Source organism: Streptomyces sp. NPDC002566, from assembly GCF_042889585.1.
Classification (GTDB): domain Bacteria; phylum Actinomycetota; class Actinomycetes; order Streptomycetales; family Streptomycetaceae; genus Streptomyces.
Genome location: NZ_JBIARD010000006.1, coordinates 1 through 23,814, shown reverse-complemented (window position 1 = coordinate 23,814; position 23,814 = coordinate 1). Strand labels below are relative to the sequence as shown.

The following is a 23,814-nucleotide window of genomic DNA, read 5'->3' as shown; positions in this document are numbered from 1 at the left end:
CAGTACTACGGGGTTCAGCCGACGCTGAGTCCAGTGAGGCTCGCCAGTGGCAGGGTGTGCTGGGTCTGGAGGACCTTCGCCCGCAGGTAGCGGACGTTGTGCTCGGTGGTGAAGACGCCCGTCGGCACCCGGTCCAGGACGTCGATCCCCAGCGCCCGCAACTGGCCTGCCTTGTCAGGGTTGTTGGAGAGCAGGTCGAGCCCGGAGATGCCCAAGGCGCGCAGCATCTGGGCGGCGGCCGTGTAGTCGCGGTCGTCCTCCGGCAGGCCGAGCGCGGCGTTCGCCTCGTAGGTGTCCAGGCCCTGGTCCTGGAGGGCGTACGCGTCGAGCTTGTTGTAGAGGCCGATGCCGCGGCCTTCCTGGCGCAGGTAGAGCAGCACGCCGCCGCGGTCGGCGATGCGTTCGACCGCCTCGCGCAGCTGGGGGCCGCAGTCGCAGCGTGCGGAGCCGAAGACGTCGCCGGTCAGGCACTCGGAGTGCAGCCGGACCAGGGGGACGGGGCCGGGGTCGCCGAGGACCACGGCGACGTGCTCCTGGCCGTCGGCCAGGCCGTGGAAGGTGACCAGTTCGGCGTCGACGGAGTATCCGTCACCGAAGCGCAGCGGCACCCGGACTCGGGCTCGCGGGGTGGCGGCAGGGGTGTCGGGCATGCGGGTCCTCCCGGTCCGGGAAACGGATGCTTCAGATTTGAAGCAGATCGACCGAGCCTGACGCTATCCCATGCTTTAACTTTGAAGCAACCGGGACCGGTTGTGACGTGGGCCATGCGGGGCACGGGTGCGAGCGGCCGGCGTCACTCGTGCCCGGTCGGCCTCACTCGGTCCCGGTCGGTCTCACGCGGTCCCGGCCGGTCTCACTCGTTCCCGGAGCACGGCGACGACCGGCGGCGCCACGGGAGGTCCTCCGGCGCGCCCTCCTCGCCGTCGCCCTGGAGTCCCCGCGTGACCTGCGTGAAGATCTCCTCCAGTTGCCCCACCTGCTCCGGCGTGAGCCGGTCGAACAGGAAGGCCCGGACCGTGTCGACATGGCCGGGCGCCGTGTTCTCCAGGACCGTCATGCCCTCGTCGGTCAGGACCGCGACGCTTCCCCGCCTGTCCCAGCGGCAGTCCTCGCGCCGCAGCAGCCCGTCCTTCTCCAGCCGGGTGACCGCGTACGTCAGCCGGCTGCGGGTGATCTTCAGCCGTTCGGCGAGGTCCGTCATCCGCAGCCGGCGTTCCGGCGACTCGGAGAGGTTCGCGAGGATGGAGTAGTAGAGATGGGGCATGCCGGCCTCCTGCTGGAGCTGCCGGTCGATGGCGTCCTCCAGGAGGAGGTAGCCGGCGACGTAAGCGCGCCAGGCGCGCTGCTCCTCGGGGGTGAGCCAGCGGGTCGTCATGCCACCAGTGTAAGTTTGCTTCAAACTTGAACCAAGGGAGAGGTCGCGCGATGCCGTACCCGTACGTCCTGCTGTCCGCCGCCGTCTCCCTCGACGGCTACCTGGACGACACCGGCCCCGATCGCCTGCTGCTCTCCAGTCCCGCCGACTTCGACCGGGTCGACGAGGTGCGCGCCTCGGTGGACGCCATCCTGGTCGGCGCCGGCACCATCCGCGCGGACAACCCCCGGCTCCTGGTCAACTCCCCGGACCGCAGGGCTGCCCGGGTCGCTTCGGGCCGCCCTGAGTACCCGCTCAAGGTCACGGTCAGCGGCTCCGGCGAGCTGGACCCGGCGGCGAACTTCTGGCGCACGGGCGGCGAGAAGGTCGTCTACACCACCGACGAGGGAGCCGGGCGCGCCCGCTCGCTCGGCATCGCCGCCGACGTCGTCCCGCTCGGCCCCGCCCTGGACTGGCGCCGGCTCCTCGAACACCTGCATGACGTCCGGGGCGTGCGGCGCCTCATGGTCGAGGGCGGCGGGACGATCCACACCCAGCTCCTCCAGCAGGGCCTCGCCGACGAGATCCAGCTCGTCCTGGCTCCCCTCTTCGTGGGCGACGCGGGCGCGCCCCGGCTCTTCGGGCCCGGCGGCTACCAGGGCGGACGGCTGCGGCTGGTCGAGACGCGGCGCATCGAGGACGTCGTCCTCACCCGCTACGAGCCCACCGCGCCCGGCACCGGACCGCTGCCCGTCGCCGCCGACCGGCACTGGCTGGCCCTCGCCTGTGAGCTGGCGGCCGCCTGCCCGCCGTCGCGGACCGCGTTCAGCGTGGGCGCGGTGGTGGTGGCCGCCGACGGGACGGAGCTGGCGCGCGGTCACTCGCGGGAGGCCGGCGACCCGGTCGTCCACGCGGAGGAGGCGGCCCTCGCGAAGATCGACCCCGCGGACCCCCGGCTGGCGACGGCGACCGTGTACAGCAGCCTGGAGCCCTGCGCGCAGCGCTCCTCCCGGCCGGCCCCCTGCGCCCGTCTGATCCTGGACGCGGGCGTCCGCCGTGTGGCGACGGCCTGGCGGGAGCCGGACACCTTCGTCCGCGAGGCCGACGGCAGCGGGCTGCTGGCTTCCGCGGGAGTGGAAGTGCTGGTGCTGCCCGAGTACGAGGAGCGTGCCAGAGTTCCCAACAGCCACCTGACGGCACCCTGAGCGCGCCCCGGTTTCCGGCCCGCCCGGGCCCTGAGCGCCCCTGATCCGGGCGGTGGTCATTCGGGGTCCCGCGCATGGTCTACACTGGTGTCATACCGACGCGGGGTGGAGCAGCTCGGTAGCTCGCTGGGCTCATAACCCAGAGGTCGCAGGTTCAAATCCTGTCCCCGCTACTGAAGGCCGAGGGCCGGAACCCATTGGGTTCCGGCCCTCGGTGCGTCTCCCTCCGGAGGGCTACCCCGTGTACCGCCCGGGAGGGATGACTCCCTTGATCGCCGTCACATAGTGTGACCGCATGAGCGCCCTGCGCATGGCGTCCGGGCGCCCGTCACTTGTGGTGTCCGGTTCAGGAGTGACCCGTAGGGGTGGAGGGGCGGTCAACTCGCCCGTTTTTCACCGCTCATGGGGAGAACGTCCAGGCCAGAAATGTTGTTGATCAAGAAGAACGGCTTGGAAACATGCCCCTGCGTCTATTAACGTTCGATAACGCAGCGCGGTCGTCCCAGCCGACACAAGAGTCGGCTCCGTGCGCACGCGCCGAATCCCGCAAGGGAACCGGGGAACCACCACCATGGGGTGAATCACGCGAAGCCGCCGTATGACAACGGCCGGTTTACGCGCGTAGGAGACCTTCCCGCTCCGAACCCGTCAGCTAACCCGGTAGGCGACGGAAGGAAAGGAGTACGCCCGCGTGGCGTCCAACCGGCCTGCCGCAGAAGCCCCCTCCGTGCCCAGCCAGACGTTCGGCTATGGCAGCTACCGCACCGACGAGGGCCCCTGGGAGGAATGGAACCCCACCGCGGAGTCCGTTCGCCCGGTTCGCGGCCGGCATCGTGTCGCCAAGCAGCGCGGCGGACTCGCCCGTAGCTCCACGGTTCTCGGCGTCGGCGTCATAGCCGCAGTCGGCGGCGCCGGCATGGCCAGCGCCAACACCGGCAAGCCGCCGGTCTCCATCTCCATGCCGGACCTCCCCTCCGTGGGTTCCCTCATCTCCGACGATGACACCCCCCAGGAGAGCGCACCGGCCCTCGCCGCCTTCGGCAGCGTCACCGCCGAGCCGGTGGCCACCGCGACCGCGGACCAGACCGTCGCCGAGAGCACCGCCGACGCCGGCGAGGTGCTCCGCAGCCGGATCATGGCGCAGGCCGAGTCGCAGCAGACCCAGATCGAGGCCAAGGCGGCCGAGGCCGCCAAGGCGGCCGCCGTCAAGGCCCAGGCTGACGCCGCCGCGAAGGCCAAGGAGGAGGCGGAGGCCAAGGCCGCCGCCGCGAAGCAGAAGGCCGCCGAGGAAGCCGCGGAGAAGGCCGAGGCCGCACGCCTGGCCAAGCTCGCCGGCCAGTACACGCTGCCGACCTCCTCGTACACCCTCACCTCGACGTTCGGCGAGGCCGGCGCCTACTGGTCCTCCGGGCACCACACCGGGCTCGACTTCGCCGCCCCCACCGGCACCCTGATCAAGGCCGTGCACAGCGGCACGATCACCTCGGCCGGCTGGGACGGGTCGTACGGGTACAAGACCGAGCTGACCCTGGACGACGGCACCGAGATCTGGTTCGCCCACCAGTCCTCCATCAGCGTCAGCGTCGGCCAGAAGGTCACCACCGGCGAGGTCATCGGCCGCGTCGGCGCCACCGGCAACGTCACCGGCGCCCACCTCCACCTCGAGGTGCACCCCGGCGGCGGCAGCTCCGGCATCGACCCGGCGGCCTGGCTGCGGGACAAGGGACTCAACCCCTGAGGTTGTCCTGACGTTTGCGAACTCTTGGCCGGAGGTGCGGAATGCGCACCTCCGGCCTTCGCGTTGAAGTGAGGCATGACTTCTCTGCGCAAGCTAGGTTCCTCCGACCTCGAGGTCTTCCCGCTGGCCCTCGGGGGCAACGTCTTCGGCTGGACCGCCGACGAGGCGGCCACCTTCGCCGTCCTGGACGCCTACACGGCCGCAGGCGGCAACTTCCTCGACACCGCCGACTCCTACTCCGCCTGGGTCGAGGGCAACAGCGGCGGTGAGTCCGAGACGCTCATCGGCAAGTGGCTCCGTGCGCGCGGCAACCGCGACGACGTCGTCGTCGCGACGAAGGTCAGCCAGCACCCCGACTACCAGGGGCTGACCGCCGCCAACATCAAGGCCGCCGCCGACGCCTCCCTCCGCCGCCTCGGCACCGACCACATCGACCTCTACTACACCCACTTCGACAAGCCCGAGGTCCCCGTCGAGGAGATCGTCGGCGCGCTCGACGAGCTGGTGAAAGCGGGCAAGGTGCGGCACATCGCCGCCTCCAACATCTCGCCCGAGCGACTGCGCGCCTCCCTTGAGTTCTCCGACCGCGAGGGACTCGCCCGGTACGTGGCCCTCCAGCCCCACTACAACCTGGTCTCCCGCGACACCTACGAGGGCGCGCTGCAGGAGACCGCCGCCGAGGCCGGTCTCGCCGCCGTCCCCTACTTCTCGCTCGCCTCCGGCTTCCTCACCGGCAAGTACCGGCCCGGCGCGACGGTCGACAGCGCGCGGGCCGAGGGCGCCGCCAAGCACCTCGAGACCGAGCGGGGCCGGCGGGTCCTGGTCGCTCTGGACGAGATCGCCCGGGCGCACGACGCCGAGGTCGCCACGGTGGCCCTGGCCTGGCTCGCCGCCCAGCCGACGGTGGCCGCGCCGATCGCCTCCGCGCGGACGGTGGACCAGCTGCCGGCACTGCTCGCGGTGGGCGGACTGAAACTGACGGAGGCGGAGGTCGCGCGGCTGACGGAGGCTTCTGCGTGAGCGGTGCCGGAATGGCGTGAGCCGTGGCGGAGCGTCACCCCGTCTGAGGCGGGTGCCGTTCCTCGGGGCTCACCCGTAGGGAGTGTGGCCCGGGTGGGTCGGAAGCCCCGTGTGTCCTGGGGAGCCCGCGTGTCCTGAGGGCGCGGGGTGCCCCGGAGGGGCAGGCGCGGGGGGTCCGGCGTATCCGGGCCCGCCCACGGGTGCGGGCTGTCCCATGTGACCGGGCTGTCCGGCGTACCCGTGCTGTCCCGCGGGGCCGGCGGCGTGCGGGTGTTGGCCCCCGTACGACCCGTAGGCGCCGGGTGCTCCGTGCGTCCCGGGGCCGCCGGGCGCCCCGTGAGACCCGTACGACCCGGATCCGCCGGCTGCCCCGTAACCCGCGGGCGACCCGTAGCCCCCGTACGGCCCGGGTCGTACGGGTCCGGGGTGCGGGTACGGTCCCGGCACCGGGTGCCCGTACATCCCGTGGACCGGCCAGGGCGGCACGGTCACCGGTACCGGAGGGGCCGTCATACGGGCCGCGTGCTCCAGCGCGGGCCGGGCCACGTCCTTGCGTCGCCACAGCTCGTTCAGCAGCTCCCGTTCCCGGGAGACGAAGTCGGCGCCGGCCCGGCCGAGCCGCCCCCGGTGCCGCAGGAATGCCAGCGACGTCGCGTAGGCCTCGTACTGTGCGACCGTCCGCCCGGCGGGCTTGCCGAGGTGCTGCCGGGCGTACTTGCGGGCCAGCAGGCGCGCCCGCATCGAACCGAGCGCGTACGGCTCCGCCGGCGTGATCCAGCCGGCCGCCGCGTACGCGGGCAGCTCCTCGCGGACCGTGCCCAGCTCGCGCTGCCGCGTCCACACCACCAGCCAGGTCAGCACGCCGAACGCGGGCACCATGAACGCCCCGTACACCGCGAAGAAGCCCCACGCGCCGAGGACCGACGAGCCGTTCCAGAGGGCGTGCATGCCCATCGCGAGCAGCAACCCGCCCAGCGGGAGGAGGACCCTGCGCACCCGCCGCCCTTCCCCGGACAGCGCCGCGATGCCGAAGCCGATGCCGGTCAGGACGGTGAACAGGGGATGCGCGAACGGCGACATGATGACGCGTACGAAGAAGGTCGCCGCGGTCACGGAGGCGATGCCGCTGTCGCCGCTGAGCTGGTCGGTGCCGAACGCGGTGCCCAGGTAGAGGATGTTCTCGGTGAACGCGAAGCCGGTCGCGGTGACGCCGGCGATCACCACGCCGTCCACGAGCCCGGTGAAGTCCCGTCTGCGGAACAGGAAGACGAGGAGCACGGCCGCCGCCTTCGCGGACTCCTCCACGACCGGGGCTATCACCGTCGCGCCGAGGGTGTCCGCGCTGGAGGGGTCGGCGGTCGAGGTCGCGATCCACCTCGTCGCGAAACTGTTGGCGACGATCGCTATCAGCGCCGCCGCGCACGCCCCCCACGCGAACGCGAAGATCAGGTTCCGCCAGGGGCCGGGCTCGACCCGGTCCAGCCAGCGGAACGCGGCTATGAGCAGCGGTACGGGCAGGATCGCGAGCCCCAGGCCCACGAGGAAGCCCTGCGTGCCGGTCTGTTCGCGGACGAGGGCCAGGATGACCAGTCCGGACAGCGCGAGCAGGGTGATCAGGGCGCCGTAGCGGACCCACTTGTGCTGCCACCAGTGCGCGTGCCGGAGCCCACTGCCCTCGGCTGCTGTGCCGGGGTCCGGCGGGTACGGCGGAAACGGCGGACTGATGGCCACGGCATCGACCCTAACGAGCGAGAGGACGGCGGTGTAGGGGATTTCGGCCGGTCAGTGATCCCCGCGCTCCCCGTGCTGTACGCGGCGGAAGAGCAGATCGTTCACCACATGACCCTTGTCCAGCCCCTGTCCCTCGAAACGGGTGAGCGGACGGAAGGCGGGACGTGGCGCGAAACCGCCGTCCGGGCTGGTGTTCTCGAACTCGGGGTGCGCGGTGAGGACCTCGAGCATCTGCTCCGCGTACGGCTCCCAGTCGGTCGCGCAGTGCACGAGCGCGCCCGGCCTCAGTCGCGTCGCGGCGAGGTCGAGGAACTCCGGCTGGATGAGGCGCCGCTTGTGGTGCCGCTTCTTGGGCCACGGGTCGGGGAAGTACACGCGCAGTCCGGCCAGGGAGTCCGGGGTGAGCATCTCGCGCAGCAGGATGATCGCGTCGCCGTTGCCGACGCGCACGTTGGCCAGGCCGTTGCGGTCGGCGAGGGCGAGCAGGTTCCCCTGGCCCGGGGTGTGCACGTCCACCGCGAGGATGTTGGTGCCCGGGTCGGCGGCGGCCATCTGCGCGGTGGCCTCGCCCATCCCGAAGCCGATCTCCAGGACGACGGGGCGGTCGTCGCCGAACAGCTCGGCCAGGTCGAGGGGCCGGCCGTCGATGTCGAGGCCCCACTTGGGCCACAGCCGCTGCAGCGCGTCGGCCTGACCGGCGGTCACCCTGCTCCGCCGGGGCTGGAAGCTGCGGATCCGCCGCTCGAAGTGCGAACCGGCGGGATCGGCCTTGGGCCCGTCGGGGAAACGGGGCTCGCCCTTGGCCCGCGTGTACCGGACGGACTCACCCGGGGCATGACCTTGGGCGGAGGACTCGGAGCTCAGGAAATCAGACACAGTGGGTCGATTTTACGTGCCCCTACGAGGCACGCGGGATCCGAGGCAACCGGGCTTGCGCCACCCACGAGGGCACGGCACCGGCGCCCCGCGACAGGCGGGGGGCGCGGCCCGCTCTCAGACGGGAGCCGGGCCGACGCACGGGATTCTCCAGCCGGCCGACTGACAGGGCCGCAGCCGGCCGACTTCCCGGGGCGGCAGCGGCCGGCCCCTCGGGGCCGCGGGGACGTCAGCGCAGATCGGCTCAGCAGCCCGGACTCATGGAGCCGGGAGCAGGTCCGATCCCGCATGCGCAGGACGCCGGCTCACCGGGGCCGCAGCTTGCTGGCTCGCCGGGGCGCGACTGGCTCGCTTACGGGGCCGCAGTCCGGGCCGCAGCGCACCGGCGTGCAGGGCGGCAGTCGGTCGGCTCCCCGGGCCCGCAGCCGGTCGGGGCACCGGGCCCCGTAGTCGACCTGCTGCCCGCTGGCCCAGCAGGCCCGGCACCCGCAGTCGTCGACTCACCGGGGCCGCAGCTTGCTGGCTCGCCGGGGCGCGACTGGCTCGCTTACAGGGCCGCAGTCCGAGCCGCAGCGCACCGGCGTGCAGGGCGGCAGTCGGTCGGCCCGCCGGGGCCCGCGTCGGCCCGTTGCCCGGCGCCTAAGCAGACCCGCCGAGCCCCAGCGGACCCCGTCACAGCGTCCCCAGTGCGTCGAGGGCTCTGCGGGCTACCTCTCGGCCGATCGGGAGGGAGGCTGTTGCTGCGGGGGAGGGGGCGTTCAGTACGTGGATCGTGCGGGGGGTCTCGCGGATCAGGAAGTCGTCGACCAGGGTGCCGTCCCGCAGCACCGCCTGGGCGCGGACGCCGGCCGGCGCGGGCACCAGGTCCGCTTCCTCCACCGCCGGCAGGAGCCGCCGTACCGCGTCGACGAACGCGCCCTTGGACAGCGACCGCCGCAGCTCGCCCACCCCGTACCGCCAGTGCCGCCGGCCCATCCGCCACACTCCCGGCCAGGCCGCCGTGGCCGCCGCCTCCCGGGGGCGCACGACACCCCAGTCGTACCCCTCCCGGGCCAGCGCGGGCACCGCGTTGGGGCCGACGTGCACCTCGCCGTCGATCCCGCGCGTGAGGTGCACGCCGAGGAACGGGAACGCCGGATCCGGCACCGGGTAGACCAGCCCCCGCACCAGAGAGGGCCGCGCCAGCTCGTAGTACTCCCCCCGGAACGGCACGATCCGCACCTCGGGCTCGTCCCCGGCGAGCCGGGCGACCTCGTCGCAGTACAGGCCGGCGCAGTTCACCAGCACCCGCCCACGGACGACGTCCCCGCGCGAGGTGAGCACGGCGACACCCCGATCCGGACGACGGTCGACCCGCACCACCCGCGCGCCGTAGCGGATCTCCGCCTCCGAGGCCTCGCCCAGTTGCCGGGCGACCGCGGTGTAGTCGCAGACGCCGGTCGTGCGCACCTGGATGGCGGCGAGCCCGCGCACCTCCGGCTCGTACTCCGTGATCTGGGCGGGGCCCAGCTCGCGCACCGGGATGCCGTTCTCCCGGCCGCGCTGCACGAGCGCGTGGAGCCGGGGCAGCTCGGCCCGGTCGGTGGCGACGATCAGCTTGCCGGTGACGGCGTGCGGAATGCCGTACTCCGCGCAGAACTTGATCATCTCGGCCGCGCCGCGCACCGCGTACCGCGCCTTGAGCGAGCCGGGCCGGTAGTAGATCCCGCTGTGGATGACCCCGCTGTTGCGCCCCGTCTGGTGCCGGGCCGGCCCGGGCTCCTTCTCCAGCACCGTCACCCGTGTCCCCGGCGCGGCCCGCGTGATCGCGTGCGCCGTCGACAGCCCGACGATGCCGCCCCCGACGACGAGCACATCACAGTCGTACGCCACCACCTGCACCACCTCCGCCTCCGATAGTGCCCTGCGCCACTGACAGTCACTTCAAACGCCGAGAGGTACAGCGCCTCGGGCCACGCTCGACGGAGCGCTACGCCGGAGTCATCAGCAGCGGCCGGGCCCTCTCCCGCAGCTCCACCACGCGCGGCTCGTCGCCGTACGGCTCCAGGCGGTGCAGGAGGTCCTTGACGTACTCGGTGGTGCGCGCCGAGGAGATCCGCCCGGCCACCTCCACCGCGCGCACCCCCTGCTCGCAGGCGGCGTCGAGGTTGCCGGACTCCAGCTCGGCGACGGCCGAGACGACGAGCCTGAGCCCGTGCGAGCGCACGAACTCCTCCGTCGGCTTCGACAGCGCCTGCTCGGTGAAGCGGCGCACCTGGCGCGGCGCCTTCAGGTCGCGGTAGCACTCGGCGGCGTCGGCGGCGAAGCGGTCGTAGGAGTAGAAGCCGAGCCACGACGGGTCCTGGTCGCCGTCGCGGGCGCGCTCCAGCCAGCTCTCGGCGGCCTTGAGGGCCGCGCCGGCGGCCGGGGCGTCCCCCGCGCGCGCGTGGGCGCGTGCCTCGACCAGGCGGAAGAAGCTCATCGTGCGGGCCGTGGCCAGTCCCCGGTTGCGCTCCAGGGCGGCCTGCGCGAGGTCGACGCCCTCGTCGCCGAAGCCGCGGTAGGTCGCCTGCAGGGACATGGACGCCAGGACGTAGCCCCCGAGGGGGACGTCGGCGGCGGCACGCGCGAGGCGCAGCGCCTGGATGTAGTAGCGCTGGGCGGCTTCCTGCTGGCCGGTGTCGAAGGCCATCCAGCCGGCGAGGCGCGTGAGTTCGGCGGAGGCGCCGAAGAGGGCCCGGCCGACCTCGTCGGAGTAGGAGCCGAGCAGCAGCGGGGCCGCCTCCACGCGCAGGCACTCCGGCACCATCGACGAACGCCAGTCGCCGCCGCCGTACTTGGAGTCCCAGCGGCGGGCGTCCTCGGCGGCCTCGCGCAGTTTCTGCACGTCGCTGTGGCCGACCTTGAGCGGTGCGCCGGAGCCGTCGCCGGAGTTCGCCTCGCGCGCCACCGAACTGTCGGCCGGGGTTATCAGCCATCGTGAGGCGGGCGTTGCGTACGCGCTTACTGCGAACGAACCGGCCAGCGACTGCCAGATGCCCCCGGCGCCGGCGCGCCGGCCGGCGAGGTCGAGGCGGTACAGATCGGTCGCCGAGCGCACCGCCTGGCCGACGTCTCTGGGGAAGGCGAGGCCGACTTCGGGCGCGGGGTCCGCGTCCGCGAGGCCGATCTCGTGCAGCGGCACCGGGCGGCCGAGCTTCTGCCCGATCGCGGCCGCGATGAGGTGCGGCGCGGCGCCCTGCGGCACCATGCCCTTCGACACCCAGCGCGCGACGGACGTCTTGTCGTACCGGAGCGTCAACCCGCGTTGGGCTCCGAGATCGTTGACGCGTCGGGCGAGTCCGGCGTTGCTGATTCCCGCGAGGGCGAGAACGGCGCCGAGCTTTTCGTTCGGCCCGCGTTGCTCCCTGGACATTGCGCCACCCCTCGACACAGACGGCTGCCGCGCTGGCATAACCACGCGGCATTCGTAAACCCAGCGTAGTTCGCCGCATCCCAAGCGTTAAGGGGCATTCTTCCGGTTGGCGGGATTGTGGTCCGTACGCGAGTGCGGGTGTCGGCACGGACGGTTGCGGCGTGCTCCCGCCATGTGGCCGTGCGCCCGCCCGTGCGCTCTTCTGCGGCCCGGGGGAGAGCGGTTCCATGGTCGTGCGTGGGTCGGCCCGCTGTACTGGATCCAGTGGGCTGGGGGATGCCGCCGCCACAATCCCCGCGGGCGGCGGAGCGGTCCGGGGGGCGTTCTCCGCCCTCCGGATCGGCGCGCCCGGCCGAGGGCGCGGTTGTGTACGGAGCGTGTGCGAGGCTGCGTCAACAGCCTGCGCGCGTGCCGGATTTGGCCGAAAATCGACCCTGTGTTCCGCTGGCGTTCGCGCCCCTCACCATGGAAATCGACGGCGCACGCGGCGGTTTGAGGGAGCGTACAGGGGGCGCATTCATGTCGCGCACGCCGGGGCGTGTGCGACTGCCGGCGCTCCCCGCGCGGGAGTTCGCGCAACGCTCCCGGTCGGCGCGGGGGCGCGCCAGGGGCGCACTTCCGGGGATCACAAGCGGCGTCACCTCCTTCTGCGGCGCGCTCTTCGTGGCAGCATGTGAACCGTTCGTACGGTGCACTGGTTGTCCACAGCCTGTGGAGGCGTCGATGCGGTGGTTGGTGGGATGGAGCAGCGCCGCCACGGGAGCCACCGGCCCCGGCGCCCCCGGGACGGGGAGCGTCGGCGGCCACGGCGGCCCCGGAACGGGACGCCATGACGGCTACGGCGGCCCCGAGGTCTACGCCGGCGAGGACGGCGGACGGATCGGCCACGACGGCGAGACCCTCCACCCCGTGGGCTCCCGGCTCCTGTGGGGCGACCCCGACCCGCTGTGGGCGGTCGGCGACTGGCGCCCCGACGAGGTCCGCGTCGTCCGCGCCGACGCCCAGACCCGCGTCGCCGTCCTCGGCACCTGCGGCGCCACCGACGAACAGCTGCGCGTGGGCCTCTTCGCCGCGCGCGGAGGGGCACTTCGGCATCTGACGGCCTGGCCGGGCAGCTACACCGCGGTCGTCCAGGTCGGACGCCGCATCACCGTCTGCGGCGATCTGGCGGGCGCGCGCCCGGTGTTCCACACCCCCTGGGCCGGCGGCACCGCCTACGCGACGGCCGCCCTGCCGCTGGCCGACCTCATCGAGGCCAACCTCGACTTCGGCCACCTGGCAGCCCTGCTCGCCGCCCCCGACGTCCCGGCCGCGGTCCACGACTCCACCCCCTACGACGGCGTACGACGGATTCCGCCGGGGCACGCGCTCATCCTGCGCGCCGGGGCGCGCGAGATCGCCGGGTACGAGCAGGTCGCCTCGCTCGCCGTGGCCGCCGCCCCCGTCGACCCCGACAGCGCGGTGGACGCCGTACGCGACGCGCTCGTAGAAGCGGTACGCGCGCGTCTGTCCGCGCCGCGCCACGTCCCCGACATCGATCCCGGGCCGGTGCCCGGAATGGGGCCCGCCGAGCGACGCGCCGCGCGCGGGATGCCCGTGCCGGGCATCGGCGCCGACCTCTCCGGCGGCCCCGCCTCCACCACCCTCGCGCTGCTCGCCGCCGGCCTGCCCGGCATGCCGGGCACCGTCCTGGGCCACGGCACGGGCGCCGGTGAGCGTCTGCTGGCCGTCACCTTCAACGACCTGGCCGTCGGCGGCCACGAAGCGGAACTGGAGCGCGCCGGCGCCCTCGCGGCCGGCCCGCGCCTGCACCACGTCGTCGTCCCCGGCGGCGAGGAGACCCTGCCGTACGCCGATCTCGACGGGCCGCTGACCGACGAGCCCGGCGCGAGCCTGGTGACCGCCGCCCGGCACCGCGCGCGCCTCGCCGCGGGCAGCGCCGACCACTTCACCGGGTACGGGGCCCGGCAGGTCCTCGACGCCCACCCGGCGCGGCTGGCCGACCTGCTGATGGACCGCAAGAGACGCCACCTCGTACGCCCCGTCGCCGCCCTCACCAAGGCGGACGGCTCCGTGCTCGTCCCCGCGCGCGTGTACGGCGCCGCCCGAAGACTCGCCCGCACGCCCTACCGGGCGGGCGTGGAGAACCTCGCCGACCGGCTCCTGCACCGCCGTTTCGACGATCCCGGGGACGCGGCGGGAGCCGTCGGGGCCTCGCTCGCGGCCCTCGCCTGGGGCGGACCGGGGCCCGCCGCCCGCTGGCTGACCGGCGAGGCGCTCGCTGAAGTATCGGTTCGTCTCCAGAGCACGGCCCACCGGGCCGGGGTGGGGCCCGGCCAGCGCCCCGGCGACTACCGGGCGCGTGCGGCGCTGGCCCGCTACGCGGCGGACCTGCGCATCCTGGAGCAGGCCGCCGAGCTGCGCTCCCAGCGGCTGCACGCGCCGTTCCTCGACAACCAGGTCGTCCGCGCCTGCCGGGCCCTGCCCGAGACCCTTCGCGTGCAGCCGGGGGCGCGGGCCGCGATCCTGCGCACCGTGCTGAAGGGGGCCGGCGTCGCCGAACTGCCGAGCGGCTGGGGCGCGCCCTCCCAGGCCTCCACCGCCGCGGCGGCCCGAGCGGGCCTGCGCATGGCCACGGACCCGCTGCTCGCCCTCTTCGACGCGCCCCTACTCGCCGAGGCCGGCCTGGTGGAGGCCCGCGTCGTCCGCAAGGCGCTGCGCGGGGCGGCCGCGGGCGAGCCCCTTCCGCTGGACGGCCTCGCCGACCTCGTCTCCCTCGAACTGTGGCTGCGCCGCCTCCTCGCCCGCAGGGGCACCTGCTGGACGGGCACCCCGGCCCGCTCCCGCGCGGTCCCGGCGGGGATCGCTCCGCAGCGGCGGGCGGTGTCCTCCGGCGGGTGACCCTCAGGAACAGGTGAACCGCGACTCCGCCCAGTCGGCCAGGACCACGGTGCCGAGGCCGCCGCGCGGCTCGACCTCCAGCCGGACGGTCCTGCGGCCGGCGAGGTCCACATGGACGGGTACGGCGGGGTCGCCGTCCTCCAGCGCACCGGACGTCCACAGCGGGACTCCGTCGGCGTGGACGGCGAAGGAGACGCCGCCGAGGCGCCGCGTGAGGTCGTCCACGCCCACCAGGGCGTCGAACGCCGTGCAGGCGCGGTTCAGCTCGACGGTGACCGAGGAGTCGCCGTGCACGGTCACGCCCGAGTCGCGCTGCCACACCCAGCTGCTCCGGGCGAGCCGGATCTCGGGGCGGGAACCGTCGCCCACGACGTCGAAGTCGAGCTCGCCGAACCGGAAGACGGAGGACGCCGGGGCGGGCGGGGGCGGTGTGGGGGTGGGCGTCGGTGTCGGGGTCGGTTCGGGTGCAGGGGACGGTGGCGGGGCCGCCGAAGGCTCGGGGACGGTCGGCGTGGGCGTGGGCTCGACCGCGTGGACGGGAAGGATCTCCGCCGGTCCGGAAAGGGCTTCTTCCCGCGCCACCGACGGGCGGCCGGACGTCGGCGACGGCGTGAGCGGCGGCTGTGCCGGGCTGGGCGTCACCTCCTCAGGCAGGACGACTGGCGCGGAGACGGAGGGCGTCGCCTCGGGCCGCTCACCGGGACCGTCGTCACCGACGAGCGCGAGAACGACCACCGCGACGGCGGCCACGGCCACCACCCCGGCGGCGACACCGGCCTTGACGGCCCCACCGGCCCCCACGCCGCCGTTCGCGAACGGCCCAGCGGAGCCGGCTCCGGTGCCGCCGTGGGCGAACGGCCCGGTGGCGGCCCCGAAGCCGCCGTTCGTGAGGGCCCCTGCGGCCCCGGCCGACGCTCCGCTTCCCCCGACACCCGCCGCCGAAGAGCCCCCACCCCCTACGGCGGCCCCGCCGACGCCGCTGCTGAAGCCGCTGCCTGTTGTGATGCCTGCGCCTGCGCCTGCAGCACCGCCGGCGCCGCCGAGGCTGCCGACTGCGCTGCCTGTCGTGACGCCCGCACCTGTGGCACCGCCGACGCCGGCACCTGCCGCGCCGACGACACCGGTGCCTGCCGTGAGGCCCGCACTTGCCGCTCCTGCCGTGCCGGTGCCTGCCGCGCCGGCGGTTCCCGTCGCCCCGCCAGCGGTTGCGAGGCCCGCGCCTGTCGCGCCGGCCGCGCCCCCAGCGGCTCCCGTTGTCCCGGTGCCTGCCGCGATGCCGGCCCCCGTGGCGCCGGCAGCCCCGCCGCCTGCTGTGGCCCCCGCCGCCATGCCGCCCGCTGCCGCGCCCCCTGCCGCGGCAGCTCCAGTCCCCCCGCCGCCTACCGCCCCGGTGGCCCCCGTCGCCGTACCGCCTGCGGCCGCACCCGCGCCGCCAGTTGCAGCCCCGCCCGCTGCCGCGCCCGCCCCGCTTGCCGCGCCCCCCGCCAGGATTGCCGCCGTCTTGGCGTAGCCCGATGCGCCGAGCCAGCCGAGTACGGCCAGCGGGACGACCGCGGGGATCGTGCCGGCGACCTCCTCGAGTTGCAGGGCCGCCAGCCGGCACCTCGCGCACTCGTCCAGGTGCCTGCGCAGGCCCCGTTCGGCGCGGGTGCGCAGGCGGCGGCGGGCGTAGGCGCCGAGCTGGTCGGCGTAGCGGGCGCACTCCTCGTCGCTCATGAGGGTGGCGTTCACGTGGGCCTGGAGATACGCCTGCTTGAGGCCCTCGCGGGCCCGACTGGCGAGGACGCGCGTGCCGTTGGCGTCGAGGCCGAAAAGCGTGGCGACCTCGCTCGGCGACTCGTCCTCGACCTCGGTGTGCCACAGCACGGCCTGCCAGCGCTCCGGCAGCGAGCGGAAGGCCCGCATCGCCATGGACCGCTCCGCCTCAAGCATCGCGCTCACGTCGGCGCCCTCGTCGAGCGTGTCGTGCCCGGCGGTCTCGGCGGAGCGGGCCGCCCGCTCCGCGAACACCGCGAAGTCGTCGACGAGTTGCTCCCGCCTGGCCGACCGCGTCCACCCCGCGGCGACGCGCCGGACGCAGGTCAGCAGATAGGCGCGTACGGCGTGCCGGGGGCCCGAACCGCCGCGCACCGCCTGGAGCATCCGCGCGAAGACCTCGGCGGTGAGGTCGTCGGCGGTGTGGGCGTCGCGGCAGCACGTGCGCGCGTAACGGCGTACGGCGTCGGCGTGACGGCGGTACAGCTCCTCGTACGCCGTGTCGTCGCCCGCGCGCATCCGGGCGACCAGGTCGCCGTCGGCCGGCAGGGCCTCCCGCGGCGGCGGGATGTCGCCGTCGCGCCGCTCGCGCTGGGGCGGGACACCGCCCGCGGAGAAGGACCCCGCGCGTCCGTCCCGGCCGGGCACCCGCGGTGAGATCCGCCCCCCGGCCCGTACGTCACCGTCGTCCTGTGAGGCGTCCCGCCCGCCAACGCTCATCGCGCAAAGCCCCCGCCGCCCGCACAACCGGTCCCGATCACGGCGTCAGAGTGCCACACCGGAGTCGGCCCGCCGGCCGCGCGAAAACACGAAAGTGCGGGTCGGGGCGGGAACGCCGAAACGTCCCCGCCCCACAATCACCCGATCGGAGCAACCCGTCAGGAAGAGGGCCGCGACCGCAGCCCCTCCAGCAGGATGTCCAGCAGGCGTGCCGAAGCCGCCGCCTGCTGCGCCGCGTCCGGCAGCGAGGGCGCTGCTGTTGCGATCACCAGCAGCACGTCCGACACCGACACGTCCGGCCGCAGCTCGCCCGCCGCCCGGGCCCGCTCCACGAGCTGGCCCACCACGTCGAGCAGCGCCGCCGCCCCGGCGTCGTCCAGGACGGAAGACGAGCTCGCCTCGGACACCAGCCGCAGCTCACCCGCGGCCGACTGGGACCGCTGCTGCGGCACCCGCGCCAGATCCGCCGCGGGCGCGTCGTCGCCGTCCTCGGCGACTCCGACCCGCAGCACCTGCGGCGGCAGCAGCCGCCCGGCGCCCGACGCCACCGACGTCCGCAGGAAGCGCGACAGCGCCGACCACGGCTCGTCCTCCTGCCCCAGCGCCGCCCGCGCCTGGTCCGTCAGCCGGGAGGTCTCCTCCTCGGCTATCCGCCGGACCAGCACGTCCTTGCTGGGGAAGCGCCGGTACACCGTGCCGACGCCGACGCGCGCGCGGCGCGCCACGTCCTCCATCGGCGCGCCGTAGCCCAGCTCGCCGAACACCTCACGAGCCGCGCGCAGCACGTGCTCGAGATTGCGCTGTGCGTCCACGCGCAGCGGCGTGGTCCGCGGGCCGTCCCCGCGTCCGTTGCCCACCGCCGCGCTCACCGCGCCGCCGGGTGCAAGGGCGGACGCGGACGACCAATGCGTGTCCTGAATGTGCATGAATGATCCCCCGGTAATGACGTCTCCCCCCGGAGACACTCCCCGCCATCGAAAGCCGGGGTGCGCGAAGAGGGGACCGCGACCGGCGGACCCGCTCGCCGCGGACCCGACGAGCGCTTCCCCCTGACACCCCGTCGACATACGAACATAGTTGAGAGGCAGTCAATTCAGAAGGGGCAGGTTCCGCACGGAGCGCCCCCCGATCGGAGCACGGGCCGTATACGTCCCGATTGCGCCCCTTCCCGCCCCCCAGCGCACCCACGCTGACCTGCACATCTGTCAGGGACGCCGGTGTTTCGGCCAACCCGGTGCGGGCCACGGAACCGGTCACACAAATTGCCGGGCCTGTGGACAAACTCCGGCGACGGGTGCGTCATGGGATGGTGAAGGAACGTGCGCGCATTCTCGTTGTCGGCGGCGGCTACGTCGGGATGTACACGGCCCTGCGGCTCCAGCAGAAGCTGAAACGGGAACTCGGCCGCGGCGAGGCCGAGATCACCGTCGTCACGCCCGACCCGTACATGACCTACCAGCCGTTCCTGCCCGAGGCCGCCGCCGGCGCCGTCTCCCCCCGCCATGTCGTCGTCCCGCTGCGCCGCGTCCTGCCGCACTGCCGGATCATCGTCGGCGAGGCCACCGCCGTCGACCACGCCGCGCGCACCGCCACCGTGCGCACCCTCGCGAGCGAGGAGGACAGCACCGGCGCGCTGCGGCTGACGTACGACGAGCTCGTCCTCGCGCCCGGATCCGTCTCCCGCACGCTCCCCGTCCCCGGGCTCGCCGACCACGCCATCGGCTTCAAGACCGTCGAAGAGGCCATCGGCCTGCGCAACCACGTCATCGAACAGATGGACATCGCCTCCTCCACCCGCGACCACGCGATCCGCGACGCCGCCCTCACCTTCGTCTTCGTCGGCGGCGGTTACGCCGGCGTCGAGGCGCTCGCCGAACTGGAGGACATGGCCCGCTACACCACGCGCTACTACCACAACGTCACGCCCGAGGACATGAGGTGGATCCTCGTCGAGGCCTCCGACCGGATCCTGCCGGAGGTCGGCGAGGACATGGGCCGCTACACGGTCAGCGAACTGCGCCGCCGCAACATCGACGTCCGTCTCGGCACCCGGCTGGAATCCTGCGCCGACCGCGTCGCCGTCCTCAGCGACGGCGCCCGTTTCCCCACCCGCACCGTCGTGTGGACGGCCGGCGTCAAACCCGCCCCGCTCCTCGCCGCCACCGACCTCCCCCTGACCGCGCAGGGCCGCCTCAAGTGCACCCCCGAGCTGACGATCGACGGCGTCACGCACGCGTGGGCCGCGGGAGACGCCGCCGCCGTCCCCGACGTCACCGCCGAACCCGGCAAGGTCACCGCCCCCAACGCCCAGCACGCCCTGCGGCAGGCCAAGCTCCTCGGCGACAACATCGCGCGCTCCCTGCGAGGCGAGCCCCTGCGCACGTACGCCCACAAGTACGTCGGCTCGGTCGCCTCACTGGGCCTGCACAAGGGCGTCGCACACGTCTACGGACGCAAACTCAAGGGCTACCCCGCCTGGTTCATGCACCGCGCCTACCACCTCAGCCGCGTCCCCACCTTCAACCGCAAGGCACGCGTGCTCGCCGAGTGGACGCTGGCGGGACTCTTCAAGAGGGAGATCGTCTCCCTCGGCTCACTCGAACACCCGCGCGCAGAGTTCGAACTGGCTGCCGGAGGAAAGCCCTCCGACGAGTCATCCGGCGACCCGAAGGGGTCGTCCTGAGCCCGATCAGGAACTCCACCGACCGCCCCCACGTCTGACGAATGCCGGTCCGGACGGCGGCCGCACTGCCAGACTGCATCCCGCTTCCCGAGCCCCGGCGGACCACCGCCCATCCCCCGACCACCAGGCCGTCCTCTCTGCTGCAACACCCGGGTGCTGCGACGACGTGCACCGCCGCGCGGCCCCGGAACCGGCCGCCGACGACTACGCGAGGCAAGGATTCGTGAACTTCACGCGCTGGAGCGCCCGCCTCCCCGGAACGCAGCGCCGCGCCGCCGCGCGAGCCGAGCACACGGTCACCACCCCGGACCGCCGGGGCGAGGGCTCCGTGCCCGCGGCCCGCGCCGAACGACTCACCGACGAACCGCCCCCGGCCCCCGCCGTCGACGAACTCCCGGTCCGTGAGGTCCTCGACCGCGTCCCGGCCCTCGTCGCCCTCGTCCACGGCCCCGAACACCGCCTCGCCTACGTCAACGACGCCTACGCGGCGGCCTTCGGCACCCGCCACCCCGGCGCACCGGCCGCCGAAGCCCTCCCCGAACTGCGCGACCTCGGCCTCATGCCCCTCCTCGACCAGGCCCTGCGCAGCGGCAGACCCCGCACCCTGAAGTCCCGCAAAGCCCCCGACGGGCGCAACTACACCTTCACCTGCACCCCCGTCACCGAGGACGGCGGCAAGTCCGCCGTGCTCGTCTTCGCCACCGACGTCACCGACCACGCCGAAGCCGCCGACCGTCTCAGAGCCAGCGAACGCCGCCAGCGCGAGACCGCCGTCACCCTCCAGCGCTCCCTCCTCCCCCAGGAACTCGAACAACCGGACGACCTGCGCATCGCCGCCACCTACCACCCCGGCGGCACCGAGGCAGCCGTCGGCGGCGACTGGTACGACGTCATCACCCTCGGCGGCGGCCGCACCGCACTCGTCATCGGCGACGTCATGGGCCGGGGAGTGCGCGCCGCGGCCGTCATGGGCCAGCTCCGCACCGCCGTCCGCGCCTACGCCCGCCTCGACCTCCCCCCGCACGAGGTCCTCCAGCTCCTCGACGGCCTCGCCATGGAGATCGACGCCAACCAGATCGCCACCTGCGTCTACGCCGTCCACGACCCGAACGAGGGACGGCTGCTCTACGCCTCCGCCGGCCACCTGCCCATCCTGGTCCGCGACGAGAACGGCGCCGTCCGGCGCGCCGACGAGCCCACCGGCCCCCCGCTCGGCACCGGCGGCTGGATGCACGCCTCCGGCACCGTCCCCCTCGGACCCGGCTCCACCGCCGTCCTCTACACCGACGGCCTGGTCGAACGGCGCGACGAGGACCTGGACGACGGCATCGCCGCCTTGGAGCGCGCCCTGGCCGGCCCCACCGGCACCCCCCAGGTGGTCTGCGACCGCCTGGTCCGCTCCGCGGGCGTCACCGCCGACCACGACGACGACGTCGCCGTCCTGGTCCTCCAGCACCCCCACCGCACCGGCGCCGACGGCGAACTCTTCCGCAACGCGGCCCTGGAACTCCTCGGCGGCGTCGAAGCGGCCCCCCGCGCGCGTGCCTTCGCCTCCGGCGTCCTCACCAGCTGGCGCTTCCCCACCGAACTGCACGACCTCGGCGTCCTCGCCGCCAGCGAACTGGTCGCCAACTCCCTCCAGCACGGCACCCCGCCGATGCGCCTGCGCCTGCGCCGCACCGACCGCCGCCTGATCATCGAGGTCACCGACGGAGACGACCACCTCCCGCTCCGCCGCCTCGCCGAGCCCGGCGACGAGTCGGGCCGGGGCATCGCGATCGTCGCGACCATCGCCTCCCACTGGGGCAGCAGACGCACCCCCGGCGGCGGCAAGGCGGTGTGGTGCGAGTTCCTGCTGCCCAAAGCCGCCGACTGACGAAAAAAGGGGCGGCCGTCGCCCATGACGACGGCCGCCCCTGCCAGGCTGCTGCCCTGCCTCACGCCTCGGCGGCCACCGGCTCCGCTGCGGCCCCGCCCCGGGCGACCACCCGGTTGCGCGCCTGCCACGGCTGGTCCTGCGCCACGGTGAGCCGCCGCCCCAGCCGCAGCGCCAGCACGCTGATCCCCAGCGAGAACAGCAGGAACGTCACGACGTACGGCGCGTGCAGCGAGGCGCCCATCGGCCCGCCCACGGCCGGCCCCACCGCCAGCGCCAGCTGCTTCACCAGGGCGAACGCCGAGTTGTACTGACCCGCCATCCCGGACGGCGCCAGATCGGCGACCAGCGGCGCGACGGTCGGCGACAGCATCGCCTCACCCAGCCCGAACAGCGCGTACGTCGACACGAACGCGGCCGTCGCCATCTCCTGGCTGCCGTGCCCGAGCCCGGCGAACCCGGCGGCGACCCACGCCACGGCCCAGATCAGCCCCACCGCCGCGATCACCCGCGACCGCCTGCGCCGCTCGACGAACTTCAGCACGGCGAACTGCGCGACCACGATCATCGCCGTGTTGGCGGCCAGCGCCGTCCCCAGCGCGGACGTCGAGATCCCGGCGGCCTCCACGCCGTACGCGCTCAGCCCCGACTCGAACTGCCCGTAGCAGGCGAAGAACAGCACGAACCCCAGCACGCACAGCTGCACCATGGCCCGGTTCCCGAGCAGCTGCTTCCAGCTCCCCTTCGCCGATCCCCGCGGAGCGTCCTCGACCCGCGGCGCGCGCGGCATCCGCACCGTCACCATCACCACGACCAGCAGCAGGAACATCGCGGCCTCGATCGAGAACAGCAGCGTGAACGACGACACCCGCGTGGCGTCCACGAGATGCCCGCCGATGAGCCCGCCGACGCCCAGTCCGAGGTTCTGCAGGAAGAACTGCATGGCGAACGCCCGCGACCGGGTCTCCGCGCTGGAACAGTCCACGATCATCGTGGCCAGCGCCGGCTGCATCACGGCCTGCCCCGCCCCGAGCGCGCCCGCGGCGGCCAGGACGGCGGCGGCGTCACCCGCGAGCCCCAGACTCAGCGCGCCCACGGCGGCGGTGACCAGGGCGGCGATCAGCACCGGCAGCGGGCCGCGCCGCACGATCGCCCGACCGGCGAACGGCAGCACGATCAGCGCGGCCACGGCGAACACGGCGAGCACCAGCCCCGCCGTCATGGCCCCCAGGCCCCGCACCTGCGCCACATAGACGTACAGGTACGGGACCGTGAAGCCGAGCCCGAACGCGCTGAGTGCGTTGCCCACGTGGATCCGGCGCATCGCTGCGCCCATCGCCCTGGTCACGTTCACCTCTCTCAAGACAGGGGCCAGCCGGTAGATGGCCGACCCAAGGACTTACAACCGAAGACTTCGAAGATAAATTTCGAAGCTAAACAGTACAGCCTCAAGAACTTCGACGCGAACGAGCCCCGTGCGATACTGGCGGCCATGGGCGACACCCCCGACGACACCGCAGGCCTCGACGGCGAACCGACGCTCGAGGAGCAGATCGCCGCCTACCAGCGCGAGTTCCAGGACCTCGACCCCCAGGTCGAGAAGATCGTGTCGGCGCTGTCCCGCCTGAACCGCCGCATGAACGTCGCCTACAGCCGCCAGACCGCCGCGCTCGGCATGAGCAACACGGACTGGGAGGTCCTCAAGGCCCTCGTCCTCTCCGGCGCCCCGTACCGCCTCGGCCCCAGCGACCTCGCCAAGCGACTCGGTCTGACGCCGGCCGCGATGACCCACCGGATCGACCGCATGGTCTCCGAAGGACTGGTGACCCGGGAGCGGGACGAGACCAACCGGGTCCGCGTGATCGTGGAGCTGACGCAGGAGGGCCGGGAGAAGTGGCTGGAGGCGATGAGATCGGCGACGGTCTTCGAGGAGGACCTGCTCCAGGACCTCACCGCGGCGGACCGCACCGCCCTGGGCGAGGTGCTGACCAGGCTCCTGCGCCGGGTGGAGCACGCCCAGCCCGACGCCGGCGGGCGTCTCAGCGACCTCGACTGACCTCGCCGAAAAGACCTTGACAGGGGTGCTTGACATCCCCCGGGACGATCCGTAAGGTTCTTCGGGTTGCCACGGAGCCGTAACGGTTCTCCGGCAGCACCTCCGCCGCAGAAGCGGCACCTCACACCACAGCAAGATCTCCCAACGGGATCGAATTCGGCGCGCCCGAATTCCATTCGATGGGGCATTCGGCAGGCTGATCGCTCTCGATCCTTTCGATCGACTCGATTAGCACTCGCCGGGGCGGATCCGCTAAGGTTTGAGACGTCGGAACGGCCCAACAGCCGGGAAGGCAACCCCCTCTGACTGGGAATCAGGGCCGAAAGGATCTGATAGAGTCGGAAACGCCGGAAGGGAAACCGCGAGAGCGGGGAACCGGAAAGCACCGAGGAAATCGGATCGAGAAAAGATCTGATAGAGTCGGAAACGCAAGACCGAAGGGAAGCGCCCGGAGGAAAGCCTGAGAGAGTCTCTCGGGTGAGTACAAAGGAAGCGTCCGTTCCTT

General features: G+C 73.4%; 16 protein-coding genes, 1 tRNA gene, 1 pseudogene and 1 riboswitch. Of the genes and pseudogenes, 8 read left to right on the top strand and 10 right to left on the bottom strand.

Features of this window, described 5'->3' with window-relative positions:
• Nucleotides 1–14: 14 nt before the first annotated feature.
• A complete protein-coding gene (gene ribA / locus ACFYXA_RS24215; RefSeq protein ID WP_352251281.1) occupies nucleotides 15–650 on the bottom strand; it encodes a GTP cyclohydrolase II in 636 nt (211 codons plus the stop codon).
• 203 nt (nucleotides 651–853) lie between these two features.
• Nucleotides 854–1,375 carry a MarR family transcriptional regulator gene (locus ACFYXA_RS24210; RefSeq protein WP_352251283.1) on the bottom strand — a complete coding sequence of 174 codons (522 nt, stop codon included), beginning with the start codon at nucleotides 1,373–1,375 and terminating at the stop codon, nucleotides 854–856.
• Nucleotides 1,376–1,425: 50 nt separating this feature from the next.
• Between ACFYXA_RS24210 and ACFYXA_RS24205 the strand changes: the two genes are divergently transcribed.
• The 4 genes from ACFYXA_RS24205 (at nucleotide 1,426) to ACFYXA_RS24190 (ending at nucleotide 5,317) form a co-directional block, all read left to right on the top strand.
• On the top strand, nucleotides 1,426–2,559 hold the full coding sequence (locus ACFYXA_RS24205; RefSeq protein WP_389036237.1) for a dihydrofolate reductase family protein: 1,134 nt from the start codon (nucleotides 1,426–1,428) through the stop codon (nucleotides 2,557–2,559).
• A 99-nt stretch (nucleotides 2,560–2,658) separates the two neighbouring features.
• A tRNA-Met gene (locus tag ACFYXA_RS24200) sits at nucleotides 2,659–2,732 on the top strand.
• Between the two features lie 352 nt (nucleotides 2,733–3,084).
• Nucleotides 3,085–3,243, top strand: a riboswitch (cyclic di-AMP (ydaO/yuaA leader).
• A gap of 7 nt (nucleotides 3,244–3,250) precedes the next feature.
• Nucleotides 3,251–4,297, top strand: coding sequence for a M23 family metallopeptidase (locus tag ACFYXA_RS24195; protein WP_389036235.1), 1,047 nt, complete (start codon nucleotides 3,251–3,253; stop codon nucleotides 4,295–4,297).
• A gap of 75 nt (nucleotides 4,298–4,372) precedes the next feature.
• On the top strand, nucleotides 4,373–5,317 hold the full coding sequence (locus tag ACFYXA_RS24190; protein WP_352251289.1) for an aldo/keto reductase: 945 nt from the start codon (nucleotides 4,373–4,375) through the stop codon (nucleotides 5,315–5,317).
• A 69-nt stretch (nucleotides 5,318–5,386) separates the two neighbouring features.
• Here the strand turns inward: ACFYXA_RS24190 and ACFYXA_RS24185 are convergent, their stop codons facing one another.
• The 4 genes from ACFYXA_RS24185 to ACFYXA_RS24170 all read right to left on the bottom strand — a co-directional run bounded on the left by ACFYXA_RS24185 (nucleotide 5,387) and on the right by ACFYXA_RS24170 (nucleotide 11,318).
• The gene (locus ACFYXA_RS24185; protein ID WP_389036232.1) at nucleotides 5,387–7,048 is read right to left on the bottom strand and encodes a PrsW family intramembrane metalloprotease; all 1,662 of its coding nucleotides are present in this window, start codon (nucleotides 7,046–7,048) and stop codon (nucleotides 5,387–5,389) included.
• A gap of 51 nt (nucleotides 7,049–7,099) precedes the next feature.
• Nucleotides 7,100–7,924 (bottom strand): tRNA (guanosine(46)-N7)-methyltransferase TrmB, encoded by an 825-nt coding sequence (gene trmB, locus ACFYXA_RS24180; protein ID WP_389036229.1) that lies wholly within the window; start codon nucleotides 7,922–7,924, stop codon nucleotides 7,100–7,102.
• Nucleotides 7,925–8,596: 672 nt separating this feature from the next.
• Nucleotides 8,597–9,805, bottom strand: a complete 1,209-nt coding sequence (gene lhgO, locus ACFYXA_RS24175; RefSeq protein ID WP_389037152.1) for an L-2-hydroxyglutarate oxidase — start codon at nucleotides 9,803–9,805, stop codon at nucleotides 8,597–8,599.
• An 88-nt stretch (nucleotides 9,806–9,893) separates the two neighbouring features.
• Nucleotides 9,894–11,318, bottom strand: coding sequence for an MFS transporter (locus ACFYXA_RS24170; RefSeq protein ID WP_352251295.1), 1,425 nt, complete (start codon nucleotides 11,316–11,318; stop codon nucleotides 9,894–9,896).
• 723 nt (nucleotides 11,319–12,041) lie between these two features.
• Between ACFYXA_RS24170 and ACFYXA_RS24165 the strand changes: the two genes are divergently transcribed.
• Nucleotides 12,042–14,219: an asparagine synthase-related protein gene (locus ACFYXA_RS24165; protein WP_352251297.1), complete on the top strand. Its 2,178-nt coding sequence runs from the start codon at nucleotides 12,042–12,044 to the stop codon at nucleotides 14,217–14,219.
• A 3-nt stretch (nucleotides 14,220–14,222) separates the two neighbouring features.
• Here ACFYXA_RS24165 and ACFYXA_RS24160 read toward each other — a convergent pair whose 3' ends face one another.
• The 3 genes and pseudogenes from ACFYXA_RS24160 to ACFYXA_RS24150 all read right to left on the bottom strand — a co-directional run bounded on the left by ACFYXA_RS24160 (nucleotide 14,223) and on the right by ACFYXA_RS24150 (nucleotide 17,620).
• On the bottom strand, nucleotides 14,223–14,513 hold the full coding sequence (locus ACFYXA_RS24160) for an NPCBM/NEW2 domain-containing protein (protein WP_389037149.1): 291 nt from the start codon (nucleotides 14,511–14,513) through the stop codon (nucleotides 14,223–14,225).
• Between the two features lie 803 nt (nucleotides 14,514–15,316).
• A pseudogene (locus tag ACFYXA_RS24155) lies at nucleotides 15,317–16,694 on the bottom strand (RNA polymerase sigma factor); the annotation flags it as partial.
• Nucleotides 16,695–16,852: 158 nt separating this feature from the next.
• On the bottom strand, nucleotides 16,853–17,620 hold the full coding sequence (locus ACFYXA_RS24150; protein WP_130439470.1) for a TetR/AcrR family transcriptional regulator: 768 nt from the start codon (nucleotides 17,618–17,620) through the stop codon (nucleotides 16,853–16,855).
• 380 nt (nucleotides 17,621–18,000) lie between these two features.
• Between ACFYXA_RS24150 and ACFYXA_RS24145 the strand changes: the two genes are divergently transcribed.
• Nucleotides 18,001–19,377 (top strand): NAD(P)/FAD-dependent oxidoreductase, encoded by a 1,377-nt coding sequence (locus ACFYXA_RS24145; RefSeq protein ID WP_352253643.1) that lies wholly within the window; start codon nucleotides 18,001–18,003, stop codon nucleotides 19,375–19,377.
• 223 nt (nucleotides 19,378–19,600) lie between these two features.
• Entirely contained in the window at nucleotides 19,601–21,253 is a 1,653-nt protein-coding gene (locus tag ACFYXA_RS24140; RefSeq protein WP_389036223.1) for a SpoIIE family protein phosphatase, read from the top strand.
• A gap of 61 nt (nucleotides 21,254–21,314) precedes the next feature.
• Here the strand turns inward: ACFYXA_RS24140 and ACFYXA_RS24135 are convergent, their stop codons facing one another.
• Nucleotides 21,315–22,577 carry an MFS transporter gene (locus tag ACFYXA_RS24135; RefSeq protein WP_352253647.1) on the bottom strand — a complete coding sequence of 421 codons (1,263 nt, stop codon included), beginning with the start codon at nucleotides 22,575–22,577 and terminating at the stop codon, nucleotides 21,315–21,317.
• A gap of 168 nt (nucleotides 22,578–22,745) precedes the next feature.
• Between ACFYXA_RS24135 and ACFYXA_RS24130 the strand changes: the two genes are divergently transcribed.
• Nucleotides 22,746–23,309 (top strand): MarR family transcriptional regulator, encoded by a 564-nt coding sequence (locus tag ACFYXA_RS24130; protein WP_352253639.1) that lies wholly within the window; start codon nucleotides 22,746–22,748, stop codon nucleotides 23,307–23,309.
• The last annotated feature ends 505 nt before the right edge of the window (nucleotides 23,310–23,814 follow it).

Coding starts and splice junctions, on each gene's coding strand:
- ACFYXA_RS24170 (WP_352251295.1), bottom strand. CDS start 11,318: ATGTCCAGGGAGCAACGCGGGCCGAACGAAAAGCTCGGCGCCGTTCTC.
- ACFYXA_RS24130 (WP_352253639.1), top strand. CDS start 22,746: ATGGGCGACACCCCCGACGACACCGCAGGCCTCGACGGCGAACCGACG.
- ACFYXA_RS24150 (WP_130439470.1), bottom strand. CDS start 17,620: ATGCACATTCAGGACACGCATTGGTCGTCCGCGTCCGCCCTTGCACCC.
- ACFYXA_RS24190 (WP_352251289.1), top strand. CDS start 4,373: ATGACTTCTCTGCGCAAGCTAGGTTCCTCCGACCTCGAGGTCTTCCCG.
- ACFYXA_RS24205 (WP_389036237.1), top strand. CDS start 1,426: ATGCCGTACCCGTACGTCCTGCTGTCCGCCGCCGTCTCCCTCGACGGC.
- ACFYXA_RS24135 (WP_352253647.1), bottom strand. CDS start 22,577: ATGCGCCGGATCCACGTGGGCAACGCACTCAGCGCGTTCGGGCTCGGC.
- ACFYXA_RS24210 (WP_352251283.1), bottom strand. CDS start 1,375: ATGACGACCCGCTGGCTCACCCCCGAGGAGCAGCGCGCCTGGCGCGCT.
- ACFYXA_RS24165 (WP_352251297.1), top strand. CDS start 12,042: ATGCGGTGGTTGGTGGGATGGAGCAGCGCCGCCACGGGAGCCACCGGC.
- ribA (WP_352251281.1), bottom strand. CDS start 650: ATGCCCGACACCCCTGCCGCCACCCCGCGAGCCCGAGTCCGGGTGCCG.
- ACFYXA_RS24145 (WP_352253643.1), top strand. CDS start 18,001: ATGGTGAAGGAACGTGCGCGCATTCTCGTTGTCGGCGGCGGCTACGTC.